Origin of the sequence: Nostoc sp. MS1, assembly GCF_019976755.1 — a bacterium.
In the GTDB taxonomy this organism is placed as follows: domain Bacteria; phylum Cyanobacteriota; class Cyanobacteriia; order Cyanobacteriales; family Nostocaceae; genus Trichormus.
Genome location: NZ_AP023443.1, coordinates 227,152 through 244,394 on the forward strand (window position 1 = coordinate 227,152; position 17,243 = coordinate 244,394).

A 17,243-nucleotide genomic window follows, 5' to 3' on the forward strand; every position below is an offset into this window, starting at 1 on the left:
CTAACAAACTAATTTACAGTCCGCGTTTTGGTGGGGTCATCGATGACCCCGTTGATACCTGAACCCATCAATAACTAGCTCGAAGGAGTTTATCCCTATGTCTCACATTTTCTCTAACCACAAGCAAGATCGTGACCTACCCACGCACGCCTTAGAGCCAACAGTTCCCGCTAAGAGGAGAACCATGCTTGCTCAAAAGCCCCACGTCCTAAGCTCGCTAATGATTGGGGCAGTGATACTGGTTTTTAGTGCCTGCGGCCAGCCCACATTCGGGTACCACTCAGAGCCAGGAGGAAAAGTCCCTACGGATCTGAAACGCTTCTACGACCAGAAGCTAACCTTAGGCTCGTGCGAGGGCTACGCCACCACGGATGCCGACGCTAAGGCTTTCGCCAACGACACTTTCAAATGCGCCCGGCTTGAGGTGCCGCTCGACTACCAGAACCCCGGCGGGCGAACCGCGCAGATTGCACTGCTGCGCGTACCGGCGAAGGGCAAGCCGAGCAAACGAATCGGCTCCCTGCTGCTCAACCCAGGCGGCCCCGGCTACTCCGGGATGAGCTACGCGGCTATGGTGGCAAAGGACTTGGCCGACAGTCCGATCACCAAGCAGTTTGACCTGATCGGGTTCGACCCACGCGGGGTTGCGGCCTCGACACCAGCCCTAGACTGCTTCACCGATGCCGAACGAGAGGCCGACTTGTTGGTCAACTCGATCAACTCTGGGGGCAAGGACTACACCGACCACGAGACCCGTCAATTGTACCAAAAATGCGCCGAGCATTCCGGCGGTGAGGACGTGCTGGCTCACGTCGGCACGCGCGATGTCGCCCGCGACATGGACGTACTCCGCGCGGTACTCGGCGATGACAAGCTCTCCTTTTTCGGCACCAGCTACGGTACCCGGCTCGGCACGATTTACGCTGAAACCTTCCCACAGAACGTGCGGGCTATGGTACTCGATGCCGCGATCGACCCCACTACCGGCACCACCGAGCGTCGCCTCGTCCAGTTCGCGGGTTTCCAGCGTGCCTTCGACAACATGGCGGCCTTCTGCGCTAAAAACCCGACTTGTCCGCTAGGCACCGATCCCAAGCAAGCTAGCGCCGCCTTCCAGCAGATCGTGCAGCCACTGATTGATAAACCGATCATCACCGCAGACGGACGCAAGATCACTTACACCGCCGTAATTGACGGCGTGACCAGTGGACTTTACGGCGAGACGCTCTGGCCTGCGGTGATCAAAGCCATCACCGAACTCAAGGCCGGAAACGGTAAAACCCTGCTGTTCTTGCGCGACATCCTCAGCCAGCGCAGTGCCGACGGTAGCTACGGCAATGGCACAGAGTCCCTGCTGGCCATTAACTGCCTCGACGAGGAACGCCACACGCCTGAGCAGGAGAGCGCGATGACGCGCGACATTTTCAAGATTGCACCCTTCCTAGACACTGGCAGGCCCGTCAACGCCCGTGACCTCTGTGAGCATTGGCGCGTGAAACCCACCCTCAGCTACCCCTACGCTCAGAACATCAAAGGACTCCCTAAAACCTTGGTCGTGTCGGTCACTCGCGATCCGGCCACCCCGCACGAGGGCGGCATCAGCCTCGCCAAGACGCTCGGCGCGAGCCTGTTGACCGTCGAGGGCGAACAGCACGGTGTAGCCCTCACCGCCGACAATGCGTGTGTCAACAACATCGTCGCCGACTACCTCATCGGTCTCAAAATCCCCGCAGACGGTACTCGCTGCGTCCTTTAGGCGCGTTGGGACACTAGAGCAGCCTGAACAGAAAGTGTGCGTTGCTGCGGCAGCGCTCACCATAGTGTGGGTTCCCTCCAGCAACAAAACTAAGGATGTATAAACCCCTCTCGACAATCGTACTGAACAGAGGAACACAATAAATCAGACTAAAGCTGTACCATTTAAACTTCACTGAATTTTGCAGCCTGAAACCCTTGTTGCTACGTTACCAAATGCTGTACTAAATAGGGCTGGCTGAATAAGGGCGAAAGATAGCAGAATGAAGAGTTTCAGGGTCAGGAAAGAAAAATAAGGTGAAAAGAAAAAGGGTAAGATAAGTAAAAATCCTTGTAGCAAGTTGCGTTAAAATGTATCGAAGAGCGCAAAAGCAAGAAAAAGCAGCAGAAAACTTTGAACTACCCTTTGGGGGAAAACTAGCGTCAGATAACCGATGGGTAATCATGGCGAACATGATACCTTGGTCAAAATTTGAAGCAGAGTACGCAGAAATATTTTCAGCAAGAATGGGAGCGCCAGCCAAAACATTTAGAATGGCGTTGGGAGCATTAATAATTAAAGAAAAATTAGGAATAAGTGACAGAGAGACAGTAGAACAAATTCGGGAGAACCCGTATCTGCAATACTTTATAGGAATGTCAGCATATAGTAATGAATCTGCATTTGACCCGTCAATGCTAGTTCATTTTAGAGAAAGGATAGATATAGAATTAGTCAATAAAATCAATCAAGAAATAGTCAGGAAGATGTTAGAAAATAAACAGGAGGTAGAAGTAAGAGCAAAAAAGCCAGAGGTCGAGGATTCAAAAAGTAAGCCAGCCAATAGAGGAAAATTAATATTAGATGCTAGTTGTGCGCCAGCAGACATAAGTTATCCGACAGATTTAGGATTATTAAATCAAGCCAGAAAGCAAACAGAAACAATCATAGATACATTATATAAGTCCTTATTAGTAAGAAATATCAACAAACCAAGAACCTACAGAAACAAAGCAAGAAAGGATTATTTAGCAGTAGCCAAGAAAAGAAAACCAACAGTTAAAGAAAGAAGGAAAGCTATCAGAAAGCAACTGCAATATATCAACAGAAATTTAACTCATATTCAGCAGCTAATAAATTTAGGTGCGTCACTATTAAAACTGAGCAACAGTCAATATAAGATGTTGCTAGTAGTAGCAGAAGTTTATCGTCAACAGTTATGGTTATATGAAAATCAAAAAATTAGTATACAAGACCGCATTGTCAGTTTAAACCAACCACACATTCGTCCGATTATCCGAGGTAAAGCCGGGAGAACAGTAGAGTTTGGGGCTAAGTTTTCAGCTAGTTACTATGATGGCTATGTATTTTTAGACCATATTAGTTGGGACAACTTTAACGAATCAGGAGACTTAAAATCACAAGTAGAAGCATACAAAAACTACACCGGATATTATCCTGAATCAGTTCATGTTGATAAGATTTATCGGACGAGGGAGAATCGAGCTTGGTGTCAAGAAAGGGGAATTAGAATTAGTGGCCCACCACTAGGTAGACCCCCCCAAAATGTCAGCCCTGAAAAGAAGAAACAAGCCGCTTATGACGAAAGGATTCGTAATTGTATTGAGGGCAAGTTTGGACAAGGTAAACGAAGATTTAGCCTTGGTAGAGTTATGGCTAAACTTCCTCATACTTCTTTCACCGCTATTGCCATAACTTTTTTAGTTATGAATCTTTCTACTCTGCTATTACGGCTTTTTTGTGTATTTTTTTGCCTATTTTTCAAAACTGAGTCTTTTTTTACTTCTTCTATTATCGAAACTGATATTTCATTCAACCTTAAACAACAAAAACTTATCTTTTTTCTGGACTGACTACTTAATCAATTTTTCTCTTCCTTTGAAATGACTTTTTCAGCAAGCCCTAAATAACTGAGACTTCAATTGGCACAGTAAAAATGGGAGCAACACGATTTTTTGCAATTTGGTTTTATTCTCAATTACATGGACAAATTCTCAATAAACCCAGGTATTTGAGTGGCGATCGCCGACAATAAGGGGATTATCATCACTCGTTTTTGTCTGACTTCAGAAAATCGCGTTGCTCCCTTCTAGTTATTATCTTCAGGATTGAACATATTTGAGTATTGTCTGAACATTTTCATTTAAAGGATGAACCGCATCTATTGTCAGATGTTCTCCTTCATCAGCACTCCAAGCTTCACTCTTGAGACGCATTTGTTCTACGTGACTCCAATTAACAGTATCATGCCACCCTGGAATACCACGCTTACGTCCTTCGACTCGTCTACGATGTAACTCCATATGTGAGCAAATTGTTTCAATTCCATAAAATGCTGCATTATATGATTGCGCTAAATCCTGCCAGTGTTTTCTTTGCGCGACTGTATTAGCAGGAGTATCCAAAATAGCCGACTGTCCTAACATCAGTTGTCTTTGAATCAGCATTGTCAGCAGTGCTTCAGCAGTCTTAATGTAAAATCCTTCCTGTTGAACACGCAACTGTGATAGCAGCATTGCTCCCAATATCCAGTCTAGAGAGAATACAGGGATATGCAATGTCCGTGCAATTTCTTCTGACAGGGTACTTTTGCCAGTGCCAGGAATACCAAAAAATAGAATTAGCTTCATCTACTCATAGTTAACACAATAATTAGGCTGCTCTGAGACTAGCAGGCGAAAAGCAGTATTTTAAAAAATTGCTACTTACTAAGATGTTAATAAATCTGGTAATACCGTTCCCTTATTCCGTCTCTAAAATACTCAGCAATTTATCTTCCACAGCAGTAAGATAAGGACGGTTCAACTTTCCCCATGAATGCAACAGATTTTTGACTGTCTCCTCCCAAGAATCAGAATATATTTGATTCATGCGCCCAGCGTTCGCGGAGCGTCCCGTAGGGGATACTGTTGGCGAAAGTGTTACAAACTCATAAACAAAAGTGCTACAACTAAAATCCGCAACCATAGATTGAAGCTTTGAGCTTGCGTAATATTTTAAAATACAAACATGTATTACATTCGCCAACAGTATCCGTAGGGAAGCTGATCGCTCTGCGCCGTCGCACACAAAAGCGCATCGGTTGACATTCGGCACTCAAGTATTACTAGCCAGTAGAATTTGTGTCTCAACGGAACTTTAACCCATTGAGTGAGTCAATTGTTATTAGTATCTGGCTAGACCACCTTTGCATAATATCAAAGGCAAGATACTGTTTCTAAGTATTAAATTAGTTGTCAAAATTTAAGTTAAATAATTTTTTATATGGGTTGGTTACTATTTCAGAACTTAAAGCTGACTATTCCTACAGCTTTAGTATTTACAGGTCTTGGTTATATTCTCAGCTTACCTCTGAGTTTTTCTCTTCACCCAGAAGCAGCAAGATGGCAATTCCATCTGTTACGACAAGAACGACAGGAGGTAGCATTTATCGAAACCCCAAAACTTGATGAGCTTCACCGTTTTCAAGCTCAGGTAGCATTTACAGGTGCAGCGCTCGGAACTTTATTAGCTCAAACCACTTTTATTGTTTATGTCAGTAAATTCGGACGAGAGCAATCGTAGCACCGCCCCTTAACCTATAGGAAATTTCATATCGTCAGGATGTTCGCGTCCAGTCAGGGGTGAAAGTATTACTGAAAAATAGAGATAGTAAGGCAGTAAACTCCTGTTGCGGGGATTTGACTTCTTCTGGTCTACACTTGAGATAATGAACATAATTCATGATTAGCGAGTACTGAAGCCAAATGATCTTTTGTTCAATATTTGTAAAGAAATAACAGGTGCTACATAAAACAGAGCTTTTTTAACTGATTAATATTTAGCAGTCACTATAACTATATTTGTACTACAGTTAAGGAATTGTTTACTATGCCTTGGGATCTGAGTGGTTAATTCTTACGAATGCTTCATCTAAAATTTCAACCCCATTTTCCATTTCAACCATGCTACGAGATTATTCGGGACAGAATATTAGAGGTAGCTCATTTCAAGGTCAGAACCTTGAGGGTGCGAACTTCAGTCGGGCAGATATCCGGGGAACTGATTTTACTGGTGCTAACTTAAAAGGTGCAAACTTCAGTTATGCTCAAGCTGGATTGCAGAAGCGGTGGGCAACGTTTTTGGTGCTTATTTGTTGTTTGATATGCGGATTGGCAGGATTTCCTTCGGCTTTTGTTGGAGCATTAATAAGTTCTATATTTAATAGTTCAAATTTACCCAATCAAGTTTTCGGCTGGACTACTTTAATAGTAGTAATTGTTGTGTTTATAGTTATAATTAGTCGCCAAAGGTTAAATTCTGCTAGAGCCGTTGCGGAAAGCTTAGTCAGCCTCTTCGCTGGAGTCTTAACCTTATTCGTCATCGCTGGAAAAAGCTCCGCCGCCGCCTTAATTATTTTCTTCACTGTCACCTTAGCTTTCACAATTATCAAAGCTAGAGTCTTAGCTATTGTCGTTGCTGTTGCCTTAGTTGTCGTCTTAGCCTTCTCCTTCATCGGAACTTTCAACGTTATCGCAGCCTTAATCATCGTTTTTGCGGTTTCTATTGCTGTCTTTACTGCCTTAACCTTTGCCTTTGCCCTAGCCTTCGCCGTCACTTCCAGCAGGGCCTTAGCTATAGCCGTTACCTTAGCCTTAATAAACGCCTTCTCCTTAACCTTAGTTTTAGCTGAACCTACAGCTACTGCCTTTGTTACTAATTTAGCCTTTGCTGAACCTAGCACTTTCCTCACTTCTAAGAGGTTCGGCTCTGTAGCCATTCTCTTAGAAGTGTTAAGCATTATTACCAGTTTGCAAGCATTGAAAGGAAATTATAGATATACTTTGATTCGTAACATAATAATCTCTTTTGCAGCTTTTAAAGGCACAAGTTTCCGTAGTGCCGATTTAACTGAAGCTAATTTTACAGAAGCTAGCCTTAAAAGTGCAGATTTCACAAAAGCTACTTTGACTCGTACTTGCTTTGACAATACCAAAGAACTAGACCGTGCTAGACGTAGTTCTATTGATTAAATCTGCTTAGGCTTGCCCCATACTGAGGGACAGGTCACAAAACAACCTTCGGATTGGGACAAACGCGCTCTGCTTGGCAGAACAAAAGTTAGCTACAGCCAAGCAGTTGATCTCAGATATGTTCACTCAACCCATTGAAGGTATTGTTTTAATTTTCCCCTAGTAATAGCTTGTTGAACAAGTTATCCTGACTTAATATCAGATGGCAATCACTTAACTAGTGGGACTTCAATCGCACTATAGATAAAACTTGATAACCAGCACCTTGAGGCATACATTGACCATCAACATCAATGGGGCAAGCTCTTTCCTCCAGCTTTGGGCGAGTCCCTTCAACATATACCACTGTCATCTCAACAATTTGGTTCTGAAATGATTGCAATTGAGTCCGAGAAACTTGATTAGATGGACGTAAAACCAATCGACTTTGGTTTGTAGTGTTGGCAAGTAAGAAAAATTCCTCTCCCCGGTAAGCTCTAGCTGACATCACAGCAGAAATTTGTTCATAAATTAATTTTCCACGCAAAGTAAATGTTTTTGATGAATTTACTCTGCTATTTGATTGCTGCCACAATCCCAAATGTTTATTTTTAGCATTCGCTTGTGCAATTAAATATCGGGTTTTGTTCTCGGAGCAATCTTGTATAGTTTCTCTATCGACAACAGCATTACCTGATTCTACCAAAAGCAGATTTACTGAGCGATTATCCACATACACCTCACCAACTGTACGCTCAGTTCTTTGTTGTTCTGTAGTTCTAATCACTATGGGGCTTTGAAGTGGTAGTAGCTGTTTTAGTCTTTGTGTCGTTGCTAGATAACCTTGGTCAGTTGCTTTTGGTACATTTATGCACGCTAAAGTGACTGTAATTTTTTGCCCGGCATTATCCTTAACCTCAATCGTTTGTCCATCTACAATTCCAATTACTGTACCTAGCACTAAAATTAGTTCGAGTAAATCCATTTGTCTGTATTTTTATCCTGAAAGATTTAATTTTATCTAAGTAATTAAGCTATGAATGCGATCGCACTCACAAGTTTTCACTCGAAACTATTGCTTTAATTGAAAATTCTTACCATTAAAATTTTACAAATACAAATGCACAAGCACAAAGGGATGTAATCAGAAAACCCCAAGCGAGTGCTGAATAACGGCGAATAGCATAGGGTTTAGGAAAGCTAATAACCGCAGTTACACAAGCGCCTAAAAAGCAAACTAAAAATGTTTTAGACCAGACGATAGTTGCTATTAGCTGGATATCGTAGGTTGGACTAGGAGCAGGTTTATTGCTTAAAATATCCAAAAAGGTTAAAAATAAAAGTGCTGCGGGAATGAGAACTCCTCCTATAATTGCAATGTTCCGGTATCCTGGTACAGTCCGACACTGAATCATGGATATGACAACTGAGCATAAGCCTACAAAATTTACGATTGCCCAAATGATTAAAATAAATAAAAAAATTAATCCCATAGATAATGTAAGTAAATTAAGCTAAACCTAATTATTCTTTCAAGCTTTCAATCTGCATTCGGTATTTCTTCAGTCGGCAAAGAGCGGATTAACTCTCGAATTACATCTGTTGCTGGTCGTCCTGTAGTTGAACAGTATTTTTCCAATCTTTCGGCTTCACTTGATGAGAGATTAACTGTCATACGTTTAGCAGCCCATTTCTTATTCATTAGTTAAATTAGCTTTACTTGAAATTACTTCTCTAATATCAATCATTCAAGCTGTTGCTACCAGTATATATTTAACCAAATTAGCTTTAAGAAGCTATTAAGAAACTGCACTTATATCTAAACTTGTCATAAAGTGCTTAAATGAATTTTATAGTGTGAAGTTTAGATGCTTTAAAAACAAAAATTGTGAATATAATATAAGCTAAAAAGCTTTCGGTAATTAAGCATTCAGCAAAAATACACAGTGAATAGCAGCTTACCAACCGTATAACTAAGAAAATTCTGTGATGGCTTGAGTTAACTTAGTAATATGCAAGTATTGTAAATTTAACCATGACCACAAGCATAGCTATTGCAGAAAAAATTACCACCCTTCGCCAAGTCCAGGAGAAACTGGGATTAACACTAAGTGAAAATGGCCAATTTTTTACTGAGTGGATGGCAGATTTACCTGCATTAAGTGAAGCAGAACAGGCACGATTAGATCAAGTTCGACAAAATTATCTTTATCAAATCTCTTATGGCCCTCTCTTAGAAGAAACTGTCAAAATGGTTGTGCTATCTCCACTACTGGAACTTGCAAGTTTTTATCAAGCACCATACAGATTTCAAACCGAAGTATCCGTTGAGATTGAAGCACAAGGCGATAATGAAGAAATTTTACGGGGAAGAATTGATGTCTTAGTTTTGCAAGGTCGATTATGGATTATCTTAATTGAATCAAAGAAAACCACCTTTGATGTAGAGTTAGCAATTCCCCAAACATTAGCTTATATGGCCGTTCATCCCCATCCAGAACAACCCTTGTACGGCATGATCACCAACGGTAGTAGCTTTTTGTTTGTTAAAACCTTAAGTAAACAGTATGCTACTTCTGATTTATTTGCTACACGCTCTCAGCATCTTAACAATTTATCTGGGGTTTTAAGAATACTCAAGCACTTAGGGAAAATCATTACAAAATTATAATTCTTCTTTACTCTCTAACTGATAAATCCGCATTGACGGGTGTTCGCCCATCATCCGCCAGTAAAGCCCTTCTGGCAATGGCGAACTACTACCACCACAACGATACAGAAAAACTGGCTCACCCCGGCGCATTGCTTTCTTAACCATTTGCTCCAAGCTGGGTTCTAGTTCATCGCTGTTATGCCAGATGATATGCGACTTGCCAGAATACCCAGCATTCAAAAGACTTGCAAATAACCATTCCATTATTGACTGGATCTGCTGCTGCTCAAGCCCACTACTGGCTTGCCCATAGCTTTCAATCGTCGGTTGTGCTGGTTTGGGTTTGAGGAAATTCAAGAACTTCATGGCGATCGCAAATTTAACTACTTCTATAATTCCCATTTGGTAGAGCGCAATGAACCCTAAGTCGTGTGCGATCACCAGGATGTGAACGGACAGCATCGCCCAGCTAATTCAATGGAGTGACATTTATTCTCAGTGTGCTATAAGTGTACAGATCAATTCGCTAATAGCAGATACCCACTCAACTAACTCAAGGATCACGCAAATAAAATGTATCATCCATATTTGAAGCTGATTGCTTTTCCTACATTACTCACTTCAAGCCTGCTTCTTGTAGGACTTAAGCAAGATACCGCAGAGATAACTAACGCACAGCTAAATGAACAGTCTGTACTGGCTATTAACTGGGTACAGCAATCGGGAGAGTATCAAGCACTTACTTACCAAGCATTTAACATCGCCAAAATTGTCTTTGATCAAGCCAAAAGAGTACACCAACCAACAGTGATTGTTGATATTGATGAGACAGTTCTTGACAATAGTGCTTACTAAACTGGTTTAACTGAATTAAATCAATTATTTTGAATTATTATTTTACCACGTAGTATATTTTCTATTTGTTGTGTAGACAAGGCTTGATACCGTGAGCCTAAACCATTTTTGCTATCTTTTAATGATTGCAAAACAGTTATCAAATCATTGATATTTATAACTTCGTAATAACTGCCAAACATATTTTTAATTTGAGAGATATTTGCTTTTTGTGGAAAAACAATTAATCCATAAACATTAACTTTCGCGTATTTCTTATTACAGTAATCTAATTTTTTACCGATAGTTTGTGAGTATTTTAATATTTGTGTATAAGGGTTGGTAAAACTAGCACTTTTTATTGAAATTTTTTTATTATTGTTTAAATAGCAATACCATTTATTATTTCTAGCATAACCATCAGACCTAATTTGCCCTTTATAACTTTTAGCTTCTATTGTAATTACGCAATAAGAATTTAATATAATAATTATATCAACTACTCTACTAGCCTGTACACCTGACGCAACATCAAAAGAAGTTAAAATTCTAGAATCGGGAAATAAAGGAGTTATATTATCAAGCAAATATTGTTTTATCTCTTTTTCAAATAAATTATCTTCTTCGTCTTGTTGATAATATTCTTCTAATTGCTTTTTAAGTTCTCTAACAAGTTGTTCTTCTCTTTGTCTGAGTCTACGTTCTTGATTTAACTCCTCGCCTAATTGGGTAACATATAGAGAAAGTGAATTATTCACATCAAGTTGATTTTTATTTTGCTGATTGATTAGCTGTAATTCTTCTTGTACTTGACTAACTAAATCTTCAGCTTTTAATTTTTGTGCTTCTACTTCTGATATTTGTTGCTTAAGTTCATTATAAGATTGATTATATATTTCTTTTTCCTGCTGTACATCTGCTAATTGTAGCTCTAAATCACTAATATATTCTTCATCTAATTTCTTTTGCAAAGATAAATCTTTAAGTTTGTCTCTTAAAAGATTAAACTTCTGATAATTTTTATCTCTTTGCTGATATAAATGTTCTAATTCCTGCTGCATTTGAGCAACTAAATCAATCTCCACATCTTTTTGCTGTTTATCAGCAATTTCTTTCTCCAGTTGAGCTATCGCATTCTCATCAGATTCAGTAAGTAATTTTACCTGTTCAAGTTGAGTTTGTAATAAACTAATAGTCTCTTGATTTAACTTAGTTTGATCCTGTAAATCTTGTATATGAGTTTCTAATAAAAATTGTTCTTCATTCTTTAAGCTAAGTTCTTTCTTCTTTCTTTCTAAATCTGTATTTAACTCTTGTATTTCAGATTGTAGAAGAGCCTTAGTACGTTGTTCTCCATTGAGTTGATATTGCAATAATTTTACTTCCTGTTTTAACTGTTCCTGATTTTTATGCCTCTTGTAAAGTAAAAATTCTATAATAGATAAAACAGTAAATCCTCCAAATAAAAATACAGAAGTAGTTAAAAAATAATACTTATGCGCTCCACTGGTACTTAAAGGATTTTGTAACCAACGCCAATAATCTTGTTGAAATTCAGGAGGAATACCTCGGACATAATAAACTCTTCCAATAATTCTTCCAGAATTCTTTTTACCAGTGCTTCTTCTTTCTGTTGCACGAGTGCTAGTATATTTATTTTCCGTATTTAGTGGTATTGGGCTTCTTAGTAAATCGTAAGGATGCTGAAATAAATCTTTAGTATCTAATTGTTTTTCCCAATCGCGTCTAGATTTAGAAGAATATAAAATTTTTTGGTTAGGACATTCTTTATTTTTAGTTTTGCAATTTGTAATTACTATACCAAACAAACCAAAATTACTGTTGAGTGTATTTTGTACCTCATCTATATTTTTTCTTTGCAGGGCATAAGATAATTTAGTAGGCAAAGTATGAGATAAAATATTAAAGTCAACTGTTTGAACTGCAAATATAGTGCCATTCCAATAGCTTTTATAACTAGCAAAATTTAAAAATGTAGAGGCTGAAAAAGCTACTGAGCTTGTAATCACCACTTTAAAAAAGCCTAAACTAATTTTAGTTAATATTTTAAAATCTAGCTTTTTATATTTCATAACAAATTCAATATTTTAATAACTTTATCAACTGCTTTTCCATGTACCCTTACAAAGACATAGCATGTGACAAGCCTTGGCATCTGCAAGGGAGTCGCGGATGCCATCAATGATGCGGTAATACTTGGGGTTGACTTGAAATAGCCAGTAGGTCATTGTTTGGTAGCTTTTTATTCAGATAAATTTTGCTCACCTGGAATCTTCCACTTTCCTTGTTCAACATCAAACTTAACTTTTCCAAGTGAAACATATTTATAAGTATTAACCCAGGCTAAATTACCAAGGTAAATAGAACCTCCTGGACTTTTTTTATTTTTTCCCTTGTCTTGGCAAATTCTTCTGTCAATAAGCTTATAAGCATGATTTAAACTGTCAACTCTAATTATGAGTAATCTTCCCTCCAATTTAATGTTTTTTATATCTAAGTAAGTCGGTGGGAAAAAACAAAGCTAAGTTAAGAAAGGTAAACAAGGCTATAACCCTCTTCCCTCCTGCCTTCTGCCTCCTGCCTCCTGCCTTGCCATAGCGATAATTTTTAACACTGAGCTACTTAATTCTAAAAACTTTGCTTCTTGTTCAATAGATTGAATTTGATTTACTTGAAAATTAAGTTCGGCTTCAACTTCGCAACACTCGAAGAAACCATCTTTTCCAGGCTGCATTTCCAAATTACTATTAAGTATGACTTTACCGTCCGGATGAGGCAGTGATTCAATATCTGCAATAGGGTTTTCTTCTTTAAGATAATTCCTTAAAAAAATAGCAATTACTTCTCCTTTAGGCAAAACGGGAATACGAACTTTTCTTAGCTTTAATTCTTCATTATAAGAAATTAATTTTCCTTTTTGAAAATGTTTTTGCACTAGTGGTTCAGTAGTAATCGTTTTCCAAAGCCATCTCAACTGTTTATCATCTAACTTATAAGTTATAGCTTCATTAACTTTATTTGACCATTCTGAGAAGAAAACTCGGTCGTTATTTTTATACAAATTTTCAAGATAGTAACCACCCAATTGAAGTATGAAAGCAAGCTCATATCCATAAGATGTAAATAAGGGTTTTAAATTTGAGCTATTCATATTTTTTAGAAGTTTACAAATTTGTGTAATATTTGGTTTCAGATGTAACTTAACAAATTATTAATCTAAGCTAATTAGTACAAATAACTTATATTTTCTAATGTGATAAACTGATTTATCAGACATTTGTTATATTACATATATTTGTATTAATTAAATTTTATGGCTCATTCACACTTCATACTTAATTTTAAGAAATTACTTTAAATTATGCTTTTAGTAAAAAAGCAGCAAGAGAAACTTTTATACTAGTTGGTTTAATTCCCTCTGAAAAAATTAAATTAAGCTTGTCTGTATCTTGCACTAACTCGATAACAAAATTCTCATCATCTAAACTAGCTTTAATACCATCTGTGTATTCTTTTAAAAGCTTTTGCACAGGCTTCATTTCTTTCCAACTATTTAATTTTTTTAATGCACCCTTAACCATTGATCTATCTAAACCAGATGGAAAGCTATCAAGCGCACTCAGCCGACGCTGAATTTTAGTAAGACGCTCAGAGGTAATAGTAAGATTTTCTAACGTTTCTGTCTGTTCTAGTTCTATACTGAGTTGTTGTTTTAATCTGACCAACTCGTCATAAATAGTTTGGGCGCATGACAGTAAATACCTTGTAGAAAATATATTACTAGCTATAGGTGTTTTAATAGCTGTAGCGATCGCCATACCATAACCATCATTTTCTCCTGTTTGGTCATTCCAAAATAAAGTCTGTTGTTTTTCAGATATTACTTCACCATTTGGCCCGAAGTATTGGAGTGTCAAAGCTACTAATCCAGTAGGTTCATCCTTTTCACCAGTCAAACGACCTACAGCTATTGGATTAGCTTGGTAATCCTCACCTAAGTCTTTGAGCAATTTACTGAGTTCCTCACTATGAAGAATCTCGTTTTGAGTATAAAGGTCACGATTAGTTTCTTGTTTCTTATAAGCATCTTCTTGTAAATTACCCTGCTCCATTTTTCTAGCTTTCACTAAACTTTGGAGAAAATCTATATAGCCAGGTAAAATTTCATCATCAAATAATGTATCTCCATAAATAGATGCCCCTAATGCGTTTATATTAGAAATAGTAGGAATGTTAGGATTAGGGTTCGGATCTGGCTCTATACTAGCGATGCCTCCTCCATTTTGGGCTAAGTCTCCTACCAGTTTTTTATTCAAGTTTGATAGACGAGATGCTTGCCGTAGTAATTGGCTTTCACTATTTGCATAGTAAATAGAGATGTTTTTAGCTTTATGCTGCTTGGGTCTGTCAATCCGCCCAATACGCTGTTCTAGAATCATAGGATTCCAGGGCAAGTCAATGTTTATTAAGTAATCAGCATCCTGAAGATTTTGACCTACCGATAATGTTTCTGATCCAATAAGCACAGCAATTTCTTCCTCAGATTTCGGTCTATCTGTTGGATTTTTGCAGGTGGCAGCCGGAGCGAACAATCGAAATATCTCTTGACGATTTAGGTTAGCTTGATGACGATTTGGTTGTAAGACTTGGGTAGGGTTAACTTTTTGTGGTTTGTCTGCACCACTGGCATAATACAATTTAGTAGACCCAATTACCATGCCAATACCTTTAGATGCGATCGCACTATCACGAGCCATGTAGCGGTAGTAATCAATTACTGTGTCGCTAAAGGTAGAGATTAGCAGTACCTTATGCCCCTGGCTTACCAGTTCTCGAACTTTTTGAGTAACTTGCTTACGTTTGTGGTCAACTAAAAACTCATCTACTAAGAGATTTTGTATTTGCTCTAGCTGATGTAAATCACGTTTACAATCAGCCAACATACGTTCATAAATCTTTTGAGCATTGCTAGGATTATTTCGTAAGGCATCTGTAGCCTTATCAATAGAACTTTTTAGCTGTTGACGTTTTTGTTGCTGTTCTGCTTCGTTTTCATCTTCATCCTCTTCTGCCTCTTCATAGTCTTCATCGGAGCTTTCACGTTCGTAGTCATCAAAGAAATTTTGTAAGTTATCTTTTTTATCCGATTCAAAATTGTAATGAATTAGCAAAAACTCTTTTAAACCATCTGCATCAGGAGAAACTAATTCTAGACGGTATTGCATTTGCTTAAGGGAGCAACGCGATTTTGTGAAGTCGGATCAAAATCAAGCGATCGCTAAAAATCATACTTAATTTAATAGTGATTTTATTTACAAATAAAATATTGATTTACACGAAAAATCATCTTGATGAGATATCTCAAAAAGATTGCTAGCAAGTCATTTGAGGATTATTTCCAAAAATCTCTGCAACAAGTCTTTGATACTTAGTATCAATTACGGCAGAAAATAAATTGAAGGCAGAATTAAAGTATAAAATTTATCAACCAGTTTGGGGTTTGATAAAAGAATTAAAGATAGAATCACAAAAATTATCCCAACTTTTAGCTATCCATTGACAACGCAGATGTAACATAATTTCTGCATTATTTTGTAACCAAAACTTACTGTTTCCTTTCATGCGTAAATTAACAACTTGACGAATTAAACTTTCAACTGCACCACTACCGAGAGGTAATTTTCGAGCTGCAACTTCGTTATATTTTAAAAGCCTCCTTCTATACGCTTTTAAAATATAATTTCGCTCTCTTACCATAATTTTACAGCGCTCTCCTGTTGCCTCGGAAATAAATTCACCCATATTTCTCATTAAATCTAGTGCCTGACCTTTCTTTAAAATTTTCCGAGATTTTTTAAACCAGGATTGACGCTCATTATCTGTACTAAAAGCGGCATCAGCAAAATCTTGTAAATGTGATGCTGCGTGATAAAAGTCTAATAATTGATAAGTTTCAAGTGGGCATTTTAATTTTTTTAGTAAAAGAGGAATGTGTATCCATATCCACTCTGCACCATCAGCAATCAATAACACCTGCTTGGCTTCACTTATACCCAAATTTACTAAATACATCTCTAAAATTTTGAGGAATTCTTTATAACCTGAATATGTGCCATCATTCGTAATAGGTATTGTCGATGTCCTAATTTTTTTACCTTCTTCATTTACTACATAAATTGTTAGTAACTTTGGCTCCATCCATTCACCAACAAAGCCATGACGGTTTGTTTTCTTACTGCGTCTACCTTTTTTATTAAACCTAATTTTAGTTCTTCCACCATCTACAGCGATTACAACTCGTTGGCCTTTGAGAACATTACTATTAGATAAGTGGTTCATCTCCAGATTTAATATTTTTGATTGGCGTAGATTAATACCAATTTCACCAAAAAGGTAAGTCAGGCGTTCGATTCGTTTTAAACTAACATTTATTCCCCAATCCGTTAGCGTCGAACGTGCTGCATCGAAAGAACTAGCGATCGCACCATATTTTGCGATTATTGACCAGACTAGAGGGGTAATACCTTCAGACATCCCTAGCCACTTTAAAAACGGACAAAATCCTTGATTTGAAGTTTTTATTTTTGGCTCATTGAGCAGAGGATTATCAGATTCTTTACTTGTGGGATTCCGTTCAAGTACATAAGGTAAAGTTAAAGTTACTTCGACGTTTCCAATTGTTACTATTTTTCGCTTTTTAGAACCATGTTTTTGTGTATTTAAATTTCTCCATCCCTGTGTTTGACTAACAGAATAGTTTAGGATTTTTGGGGATACGGAAAGATTATATAATAAAACAGCTATACATTGACCTGCTAAAATCATTGCCTGTTCTCTAATTTCTTTTTCTCGTTCTCTCAGCTTTTTTCCATCCCACTCTGTGATATTTGTAAATTCTAAAAGTTTTGTGACCTGTAAGTGAAAACTTTTAACTGACTTGTTTAAATCAAGAGTTGCACTTATATTTTTTGCCATAAAAGGTAGACGT

18 protein-coding genes are annotated in these 17,243 nt (G+C 38.1%); 6 read left to right on the forward strand and 12 right to left on the reverse strand.

The annotated features are described in order from the left end of the window. The first annotated feature begins 220 nt into the window (after nucleotides 1–220). Together NSMS1_RS33510 and NSMS1_RS33515 are read left to right on the forward strand one after the other, a co-directional pair. Nucleotides 221–1,756, forward strand: a complete 1,536-nt coding sequence (locus tag NSMS1_RS33510) for an alpha/beta hydrolase (protein ID WP_224095791.1) — start codon at nucleotides 221–223, stop codon at nucleotides 1,754–1,756. Nucleotides 1,757–2,106: 350 nt separating this feature from the next. Beyond that, the gene (locus NSMS1_RS33515) at nucleotides 2,107–3,609 is read left to right on the forward strand and encodes an IS5 family transposase (protein ID WP_224095762.1); all 1,503 of its coding nucleotides are present in this window, start codon (nucleotides 2,107–2,109) and stop codon (nucleotides 3,607–3,609) included. Nucleotides 3,610–3,858: 249 nt separating this feature from the next. Here NSMS1_RS33515 and NSMS1_RS33520 read toward each other — a convergent pair whose 3' ends face one another. Together NSMS1_RS33520 and NSMS1_RS35240 are read right to left on the reverse strand one after the other, a co-directional pair. Next, on the reverse strand, nucleotides 3,859–4,386 hold the full coding sequence (locus NSMS1_RS33520; RefSeq protein ID WP_224095792.1) for an AAA family ATPase: 528 nt from the start codon (nucleotides 4,384–4,386) through the stop codon (nucleotides 3,859–3,861). Between the two features lie 112 nt (nucleotides 4,387–4,498). Further along, the gene (locus NSMS1_RS35240; protein WP_263432608.1) at nucleotides 4,499–4,627 is read right to left on the reverse strand and encodes a hypothetical protein; all 129 of its coding nucleotides are present in this window, start codon (nucleotides 4,625–4,627) and stop codon (nucleotides 4,499–4,501) included. 393 nt (nucleotides 4,628–5,020) lie between these two features. On the opposite strand from NSMS1_RS35240, the gene NSMS1_RS33525 reads away from it, so the two are divergent. Continuing rightward, entirely contained in the window at nucleotides 5,021–5,320 is a 300-nt protein-coding gene (locus NSMS1_RS33525; protein ID WP_224095793.1) for a hypothetical protein, read from the forward strand. Between the two features lie 380 nt (nucleotides 5,321–5,700). Continuing rightward, entirely contained in the window at nucleotides 5,701–6,768 is a 1,068-nt protein-coding gene (locus tag NSMS1_RS33530) for a pentapeptide repeat-containing protein (protein ID WP_224095794.1), read from the forward strand. A 217-nt stretch (nucleotides 6,769–6,985) separates the two neighbouring features. Here the strand turns inward: NSMS1_RS33530 and NSMS1_RS33535 are convergent, their stop codons facing one another. From NSMS1_RS33535 to NSMS1_RS33545, 3 genes are all read right to left on the reverse strand, one after another. Next, complete coding sequence (locus tag NSMS1_RS33535; RefSeq protein ID WP_224095795.1) at nucleotides 6,986–7,732, reverse strand: thermonuclease family protein; 747 nt, start codon at nucleotides 7,730–7,732, stop codon at nucleotides 6,986–6,988. A 115-nt stretch (nucleotides 7,733–7,847) separates the two neighbouring features. Continuing rightward, nucleotides 7,848–8,162 carry a hypothetical protein gene (locus tag NSMS1_RS33540; protein WP_224095796.1) on the reverse strand — a complete coding sequence of 105 codons (315 nt, stop codon included), beginning with the start codon at nucleotides 8,160–8,162 and terminating at the stop codon, nucleotides 7,848–7,850. A 125-nt stretch (nucleotides 8,163–8,287) separates the two neighbouring features. After that, nucleotides 8,288–8,449, reverse strand: a complete 162-nt coding sequence (locus tag NSMS1_RS33545) for a CopG family transcriptional regulator (RefSeq protein WP_224095797.1) — start codon at nucleotides 8,447–8,449, stop codon at nucleotides 8,288–8,290. 333 nt (nucleotides 8,450–8,782) lie between these two features. On the opposite strand from NSMS1_RS33545, the gene NSMS1_RS33550 reads away from it, so the two are divergent. Beyond that, nucleotides 8,783–9,418 carry a type I restriction enzyme HsdR N-terminal domain-containing protein gene (locus NSMS1_RS33550; RefSeq protein ID WP_224095798.1) on the forward strand — a complete coding sequence of 212 codons (636 nt, stop codon included), beginning with the start codon at nucleotides 8,783–8,785 and terminating at the stop codon, nucleotides 9,416–9,418. On the opposite strand, the gene NSMS1_RS33555 is transcribed toward NSMS1_RS33550, so the two are convergent. Beyond that, nucleotides 9,413–9,862 carry a hypothetical protein gene (locus NSMS1_RS33555; RefSeq protein ID WP_224095799.1) on the reverse strand — a complete coding sequence of 150 codons (450 nt, stop codon included), beginning with the start codon at nucleotides 9,860–9,862 and terminating at the stop codon, nucleotides 9,413–9,415. The genes NSMS1_RS33550 and NSMS1_RS33555 overlap by 6 nt on opposite strands. A 111-nt stretch (nucleotides 9,863–9,973) precedes the next feature. Here NSMS1_RS33555 and NSMS1_RS33560 point away from each other — a divergent pair, with 111 nt between their 5' ends. After that, entirely contained in the window at nucleotides 9,974–10,255 is a 282-nt protein-coding gene (locus tag NSMS1_RS33560; protein ID WP_411908707.1) for an HAD family acid phosphatase, read from the forward strand. Between the two features lie 20 nt (nucleotides 10,256–10,275). On the opposite strand, the gene NSMS1_RS33565 is transcribed toward NSMS1_RS33560, so the two are convergent. From NSMS1_RS33565 to NSMS1_RS33585, 6 genes are all read right to left on the reverse strand, one after another. Beyond that, nucleotides 10,276–12,327: an NERD domain-containing protein gene (locus NSMS1_RS33565; protein ID WP_224095800.1), complete on the reverse strand. Its 2,052-nt coding sequence runs from the start codon at nucleotides 12,325–12,327 to the stop codon at nucleotides 10,276–10,278. Nucleotides 12,328–12,354: 27 nt separating this feature from the next. Next, the gene (locus NSMS1_RS35245) at nucleotides 12,355–12,483 is read right to left on the reverse strand and encodes a hypothetical protein (RefSeq protein WP_263432614.1); all 129 of its coding nucleotides are present in this window, start codon (nucleotides 12,481–12,483) and stop codon (nucleotides 12,355–12,357) included. A 14-nt stretch (nucleotides 12,484–12,497) separates the two neighbouring features. After that, entirely contained in the window at nucleotides 12,498–12,731 is a 234-nt protein-coding gene (locus tag NSMS1_RS33570; protein ID WP_224095801.1) for a hypothetical protein, read from the reverse strand. Between the two features lie 69 nt (nucleotides 12,732–12,800). Beyond that, the gene (locus NSMS1_RS33575; protein ID WP_224095802.1) at nucleotides 12,801–13,406 is read right to left on the reverse strand and encodes a hypothetical protein; all 606 of its coding nucleotides are present in this window, start codon (nucleotides 13,404–13,406) and stop codon (nucleotides 12,801–12,803) included. Nucleotides 13,407–13,614: 208 nt separating this feature from the next. Continuing rightward, complete coding sequence (locus tag NSMS1_RS33580; RefSeq protein ID WP_224095803.1) at nucleotides 13,615–15,480, reverse strand: helicase-related protein; 1,866 nt, start codon at nucleotides 15,478–15,480, stop codon at nucleotides 13,615–13,617. Between the two features lie 259 nt (nucleotides 15,481–15,739). Then, the gene (locus NSMS1_RS33585) at nucleotides 15,740–17,230 is read right to left on the reverse strand and encodes an ISLre2 family transposase (protein WP_224095587.1); all 1,491 of its coding nucleotides are present in this window, start codon (nucleotides 17,228–17,230) and stop codon (nucleotides 15,740–15,742) included. Nucleotides 17,231–17,243 lie beyond the last annotated feature (13 nt).

Excerpts from the sequence above, each read along its gene's own strand:
- NSMS1_RS33510 (WP_224095791.1), top strand. The coding sequence starts at position 221 with ATGATTGGGGCAGTGATACTGGTTTTTAGTGCCTGCGGCCAGCCCACA.
- NSMS1_RS33515 (WP_224095762.1), top strand. The coding sequence starts at position 2,107 with ATGTATCGAAGAGCGCAAAAGCAAGAAAAAGCAGCAGAAAACTTTGAA.
- NSMS1_RS33520 (WP_224095792.1), bottom strand. The coding sequence starts at position 4,386 with ATGAAGCTAATTCTATTTTTTGGTATTCCTGGCACTGGCAAAAGTACC.
- NSMS1_RS35240 (WP_263432608.1), bottom strand. The coding sequence starts at position 4,627 with ATGAATCAAATATATTCTGATTCTTGGGAGGAGACAGTCAAAAATCTG.
- NSMS1_RS33525 (WP_224095793.1), top strand. The coding sequence starts at position 5,021 with ATGGGTTGGTTACTATTTCAGAACTTAAAGCTGACTATTCCTACAGCT.
- NSMS1_RS33530 (WP_224095794.1), top strand. The coding sequence starts at position 5,701 with ATGCTACGAGATTATTCGGGACAGAATATTAGAGGTAGCTCATTTCAA.
- NSMS1_RS33535 (WP_224095795.1), bottom strand. The coding sequence starts at position 7,732 with ATGGATTTACTCGAACTAATTTTAGTGCTAGGTACAGTAATTGGAATT.
- NSMS1_RS33540 (WP_224095796.1), bottom strand. The coding sequence starts at position 8,162 with ATGATTCAGTGTCGGACTGTACCAGGATACCGGAACATTGCAATTATA.
- NSMS1_RS33545 (WP_224095797.1), bottom strand. The coding sequence starts at position 8,449 with ATGAATAAGAAATGGGCTGCTAAACGTATGACAGTTAATCTCTCATCA.
- NSMS1_RS33550 (WP_224095798.1), top strand. The coding sequence starts at position 8,783 with ATGACCACAAGCATAGCTATTGCAGAAAAAATTACCACCCTTCGCCAA.
- NSMS1_RS33555 (WP_224095799.1), bottom strand. The coding sequence starts at position 9,862 with ATGCTGTCCGTTCACATCCTGGTGATCGCACACGACTTAGGGTTCATT.
- NSMS1_RS33560 (WP_411908707.1), top strand. The coding sequence starts at position 9,974 with ATGTATCATCCATATTTGAAGCTGATTGCTTTTCCTACATTACTCACT.
- NSMS1_RS33565 (WP_224095800.1), bottom strand. The coding sequence starts at position 12,327 with ATGAAATATAAAAAGCTAGATTTTAAAATATTAACTAAAATTAGTTTA.
- NSMS1_RS35245 (WP_263432614.1), bottom strand. The coding sequence starts at position 12,483 with ATGACCTACTGGCTATTTCAAGTCAACCCCAAGTATTACCGCATCATT.
- NSMS1_RS33575 (WP_224095802.1), bottom strand. The coding sequence starts at position 13,406 with ATGAATAGCTCAAATTTAAAACCCTTATTTACATCTTATGGATATGAG.
- NSMS1_RS33580 (WP_224095803.1), bottom strand. The coding sequence starts at position 15,480 with ATGCAATACCGTCTAGAATTAGTTTCTCCTGATGCAGATGGTTTAAAA.
- NSMS1_RS33585 (WP_224095587.1), bottom strand. The coding sequence starts at position 17,230 with ATGGCAAAAAATATAAGTGCAACTCTTGATTTAAACAAGTCAGTTAAA.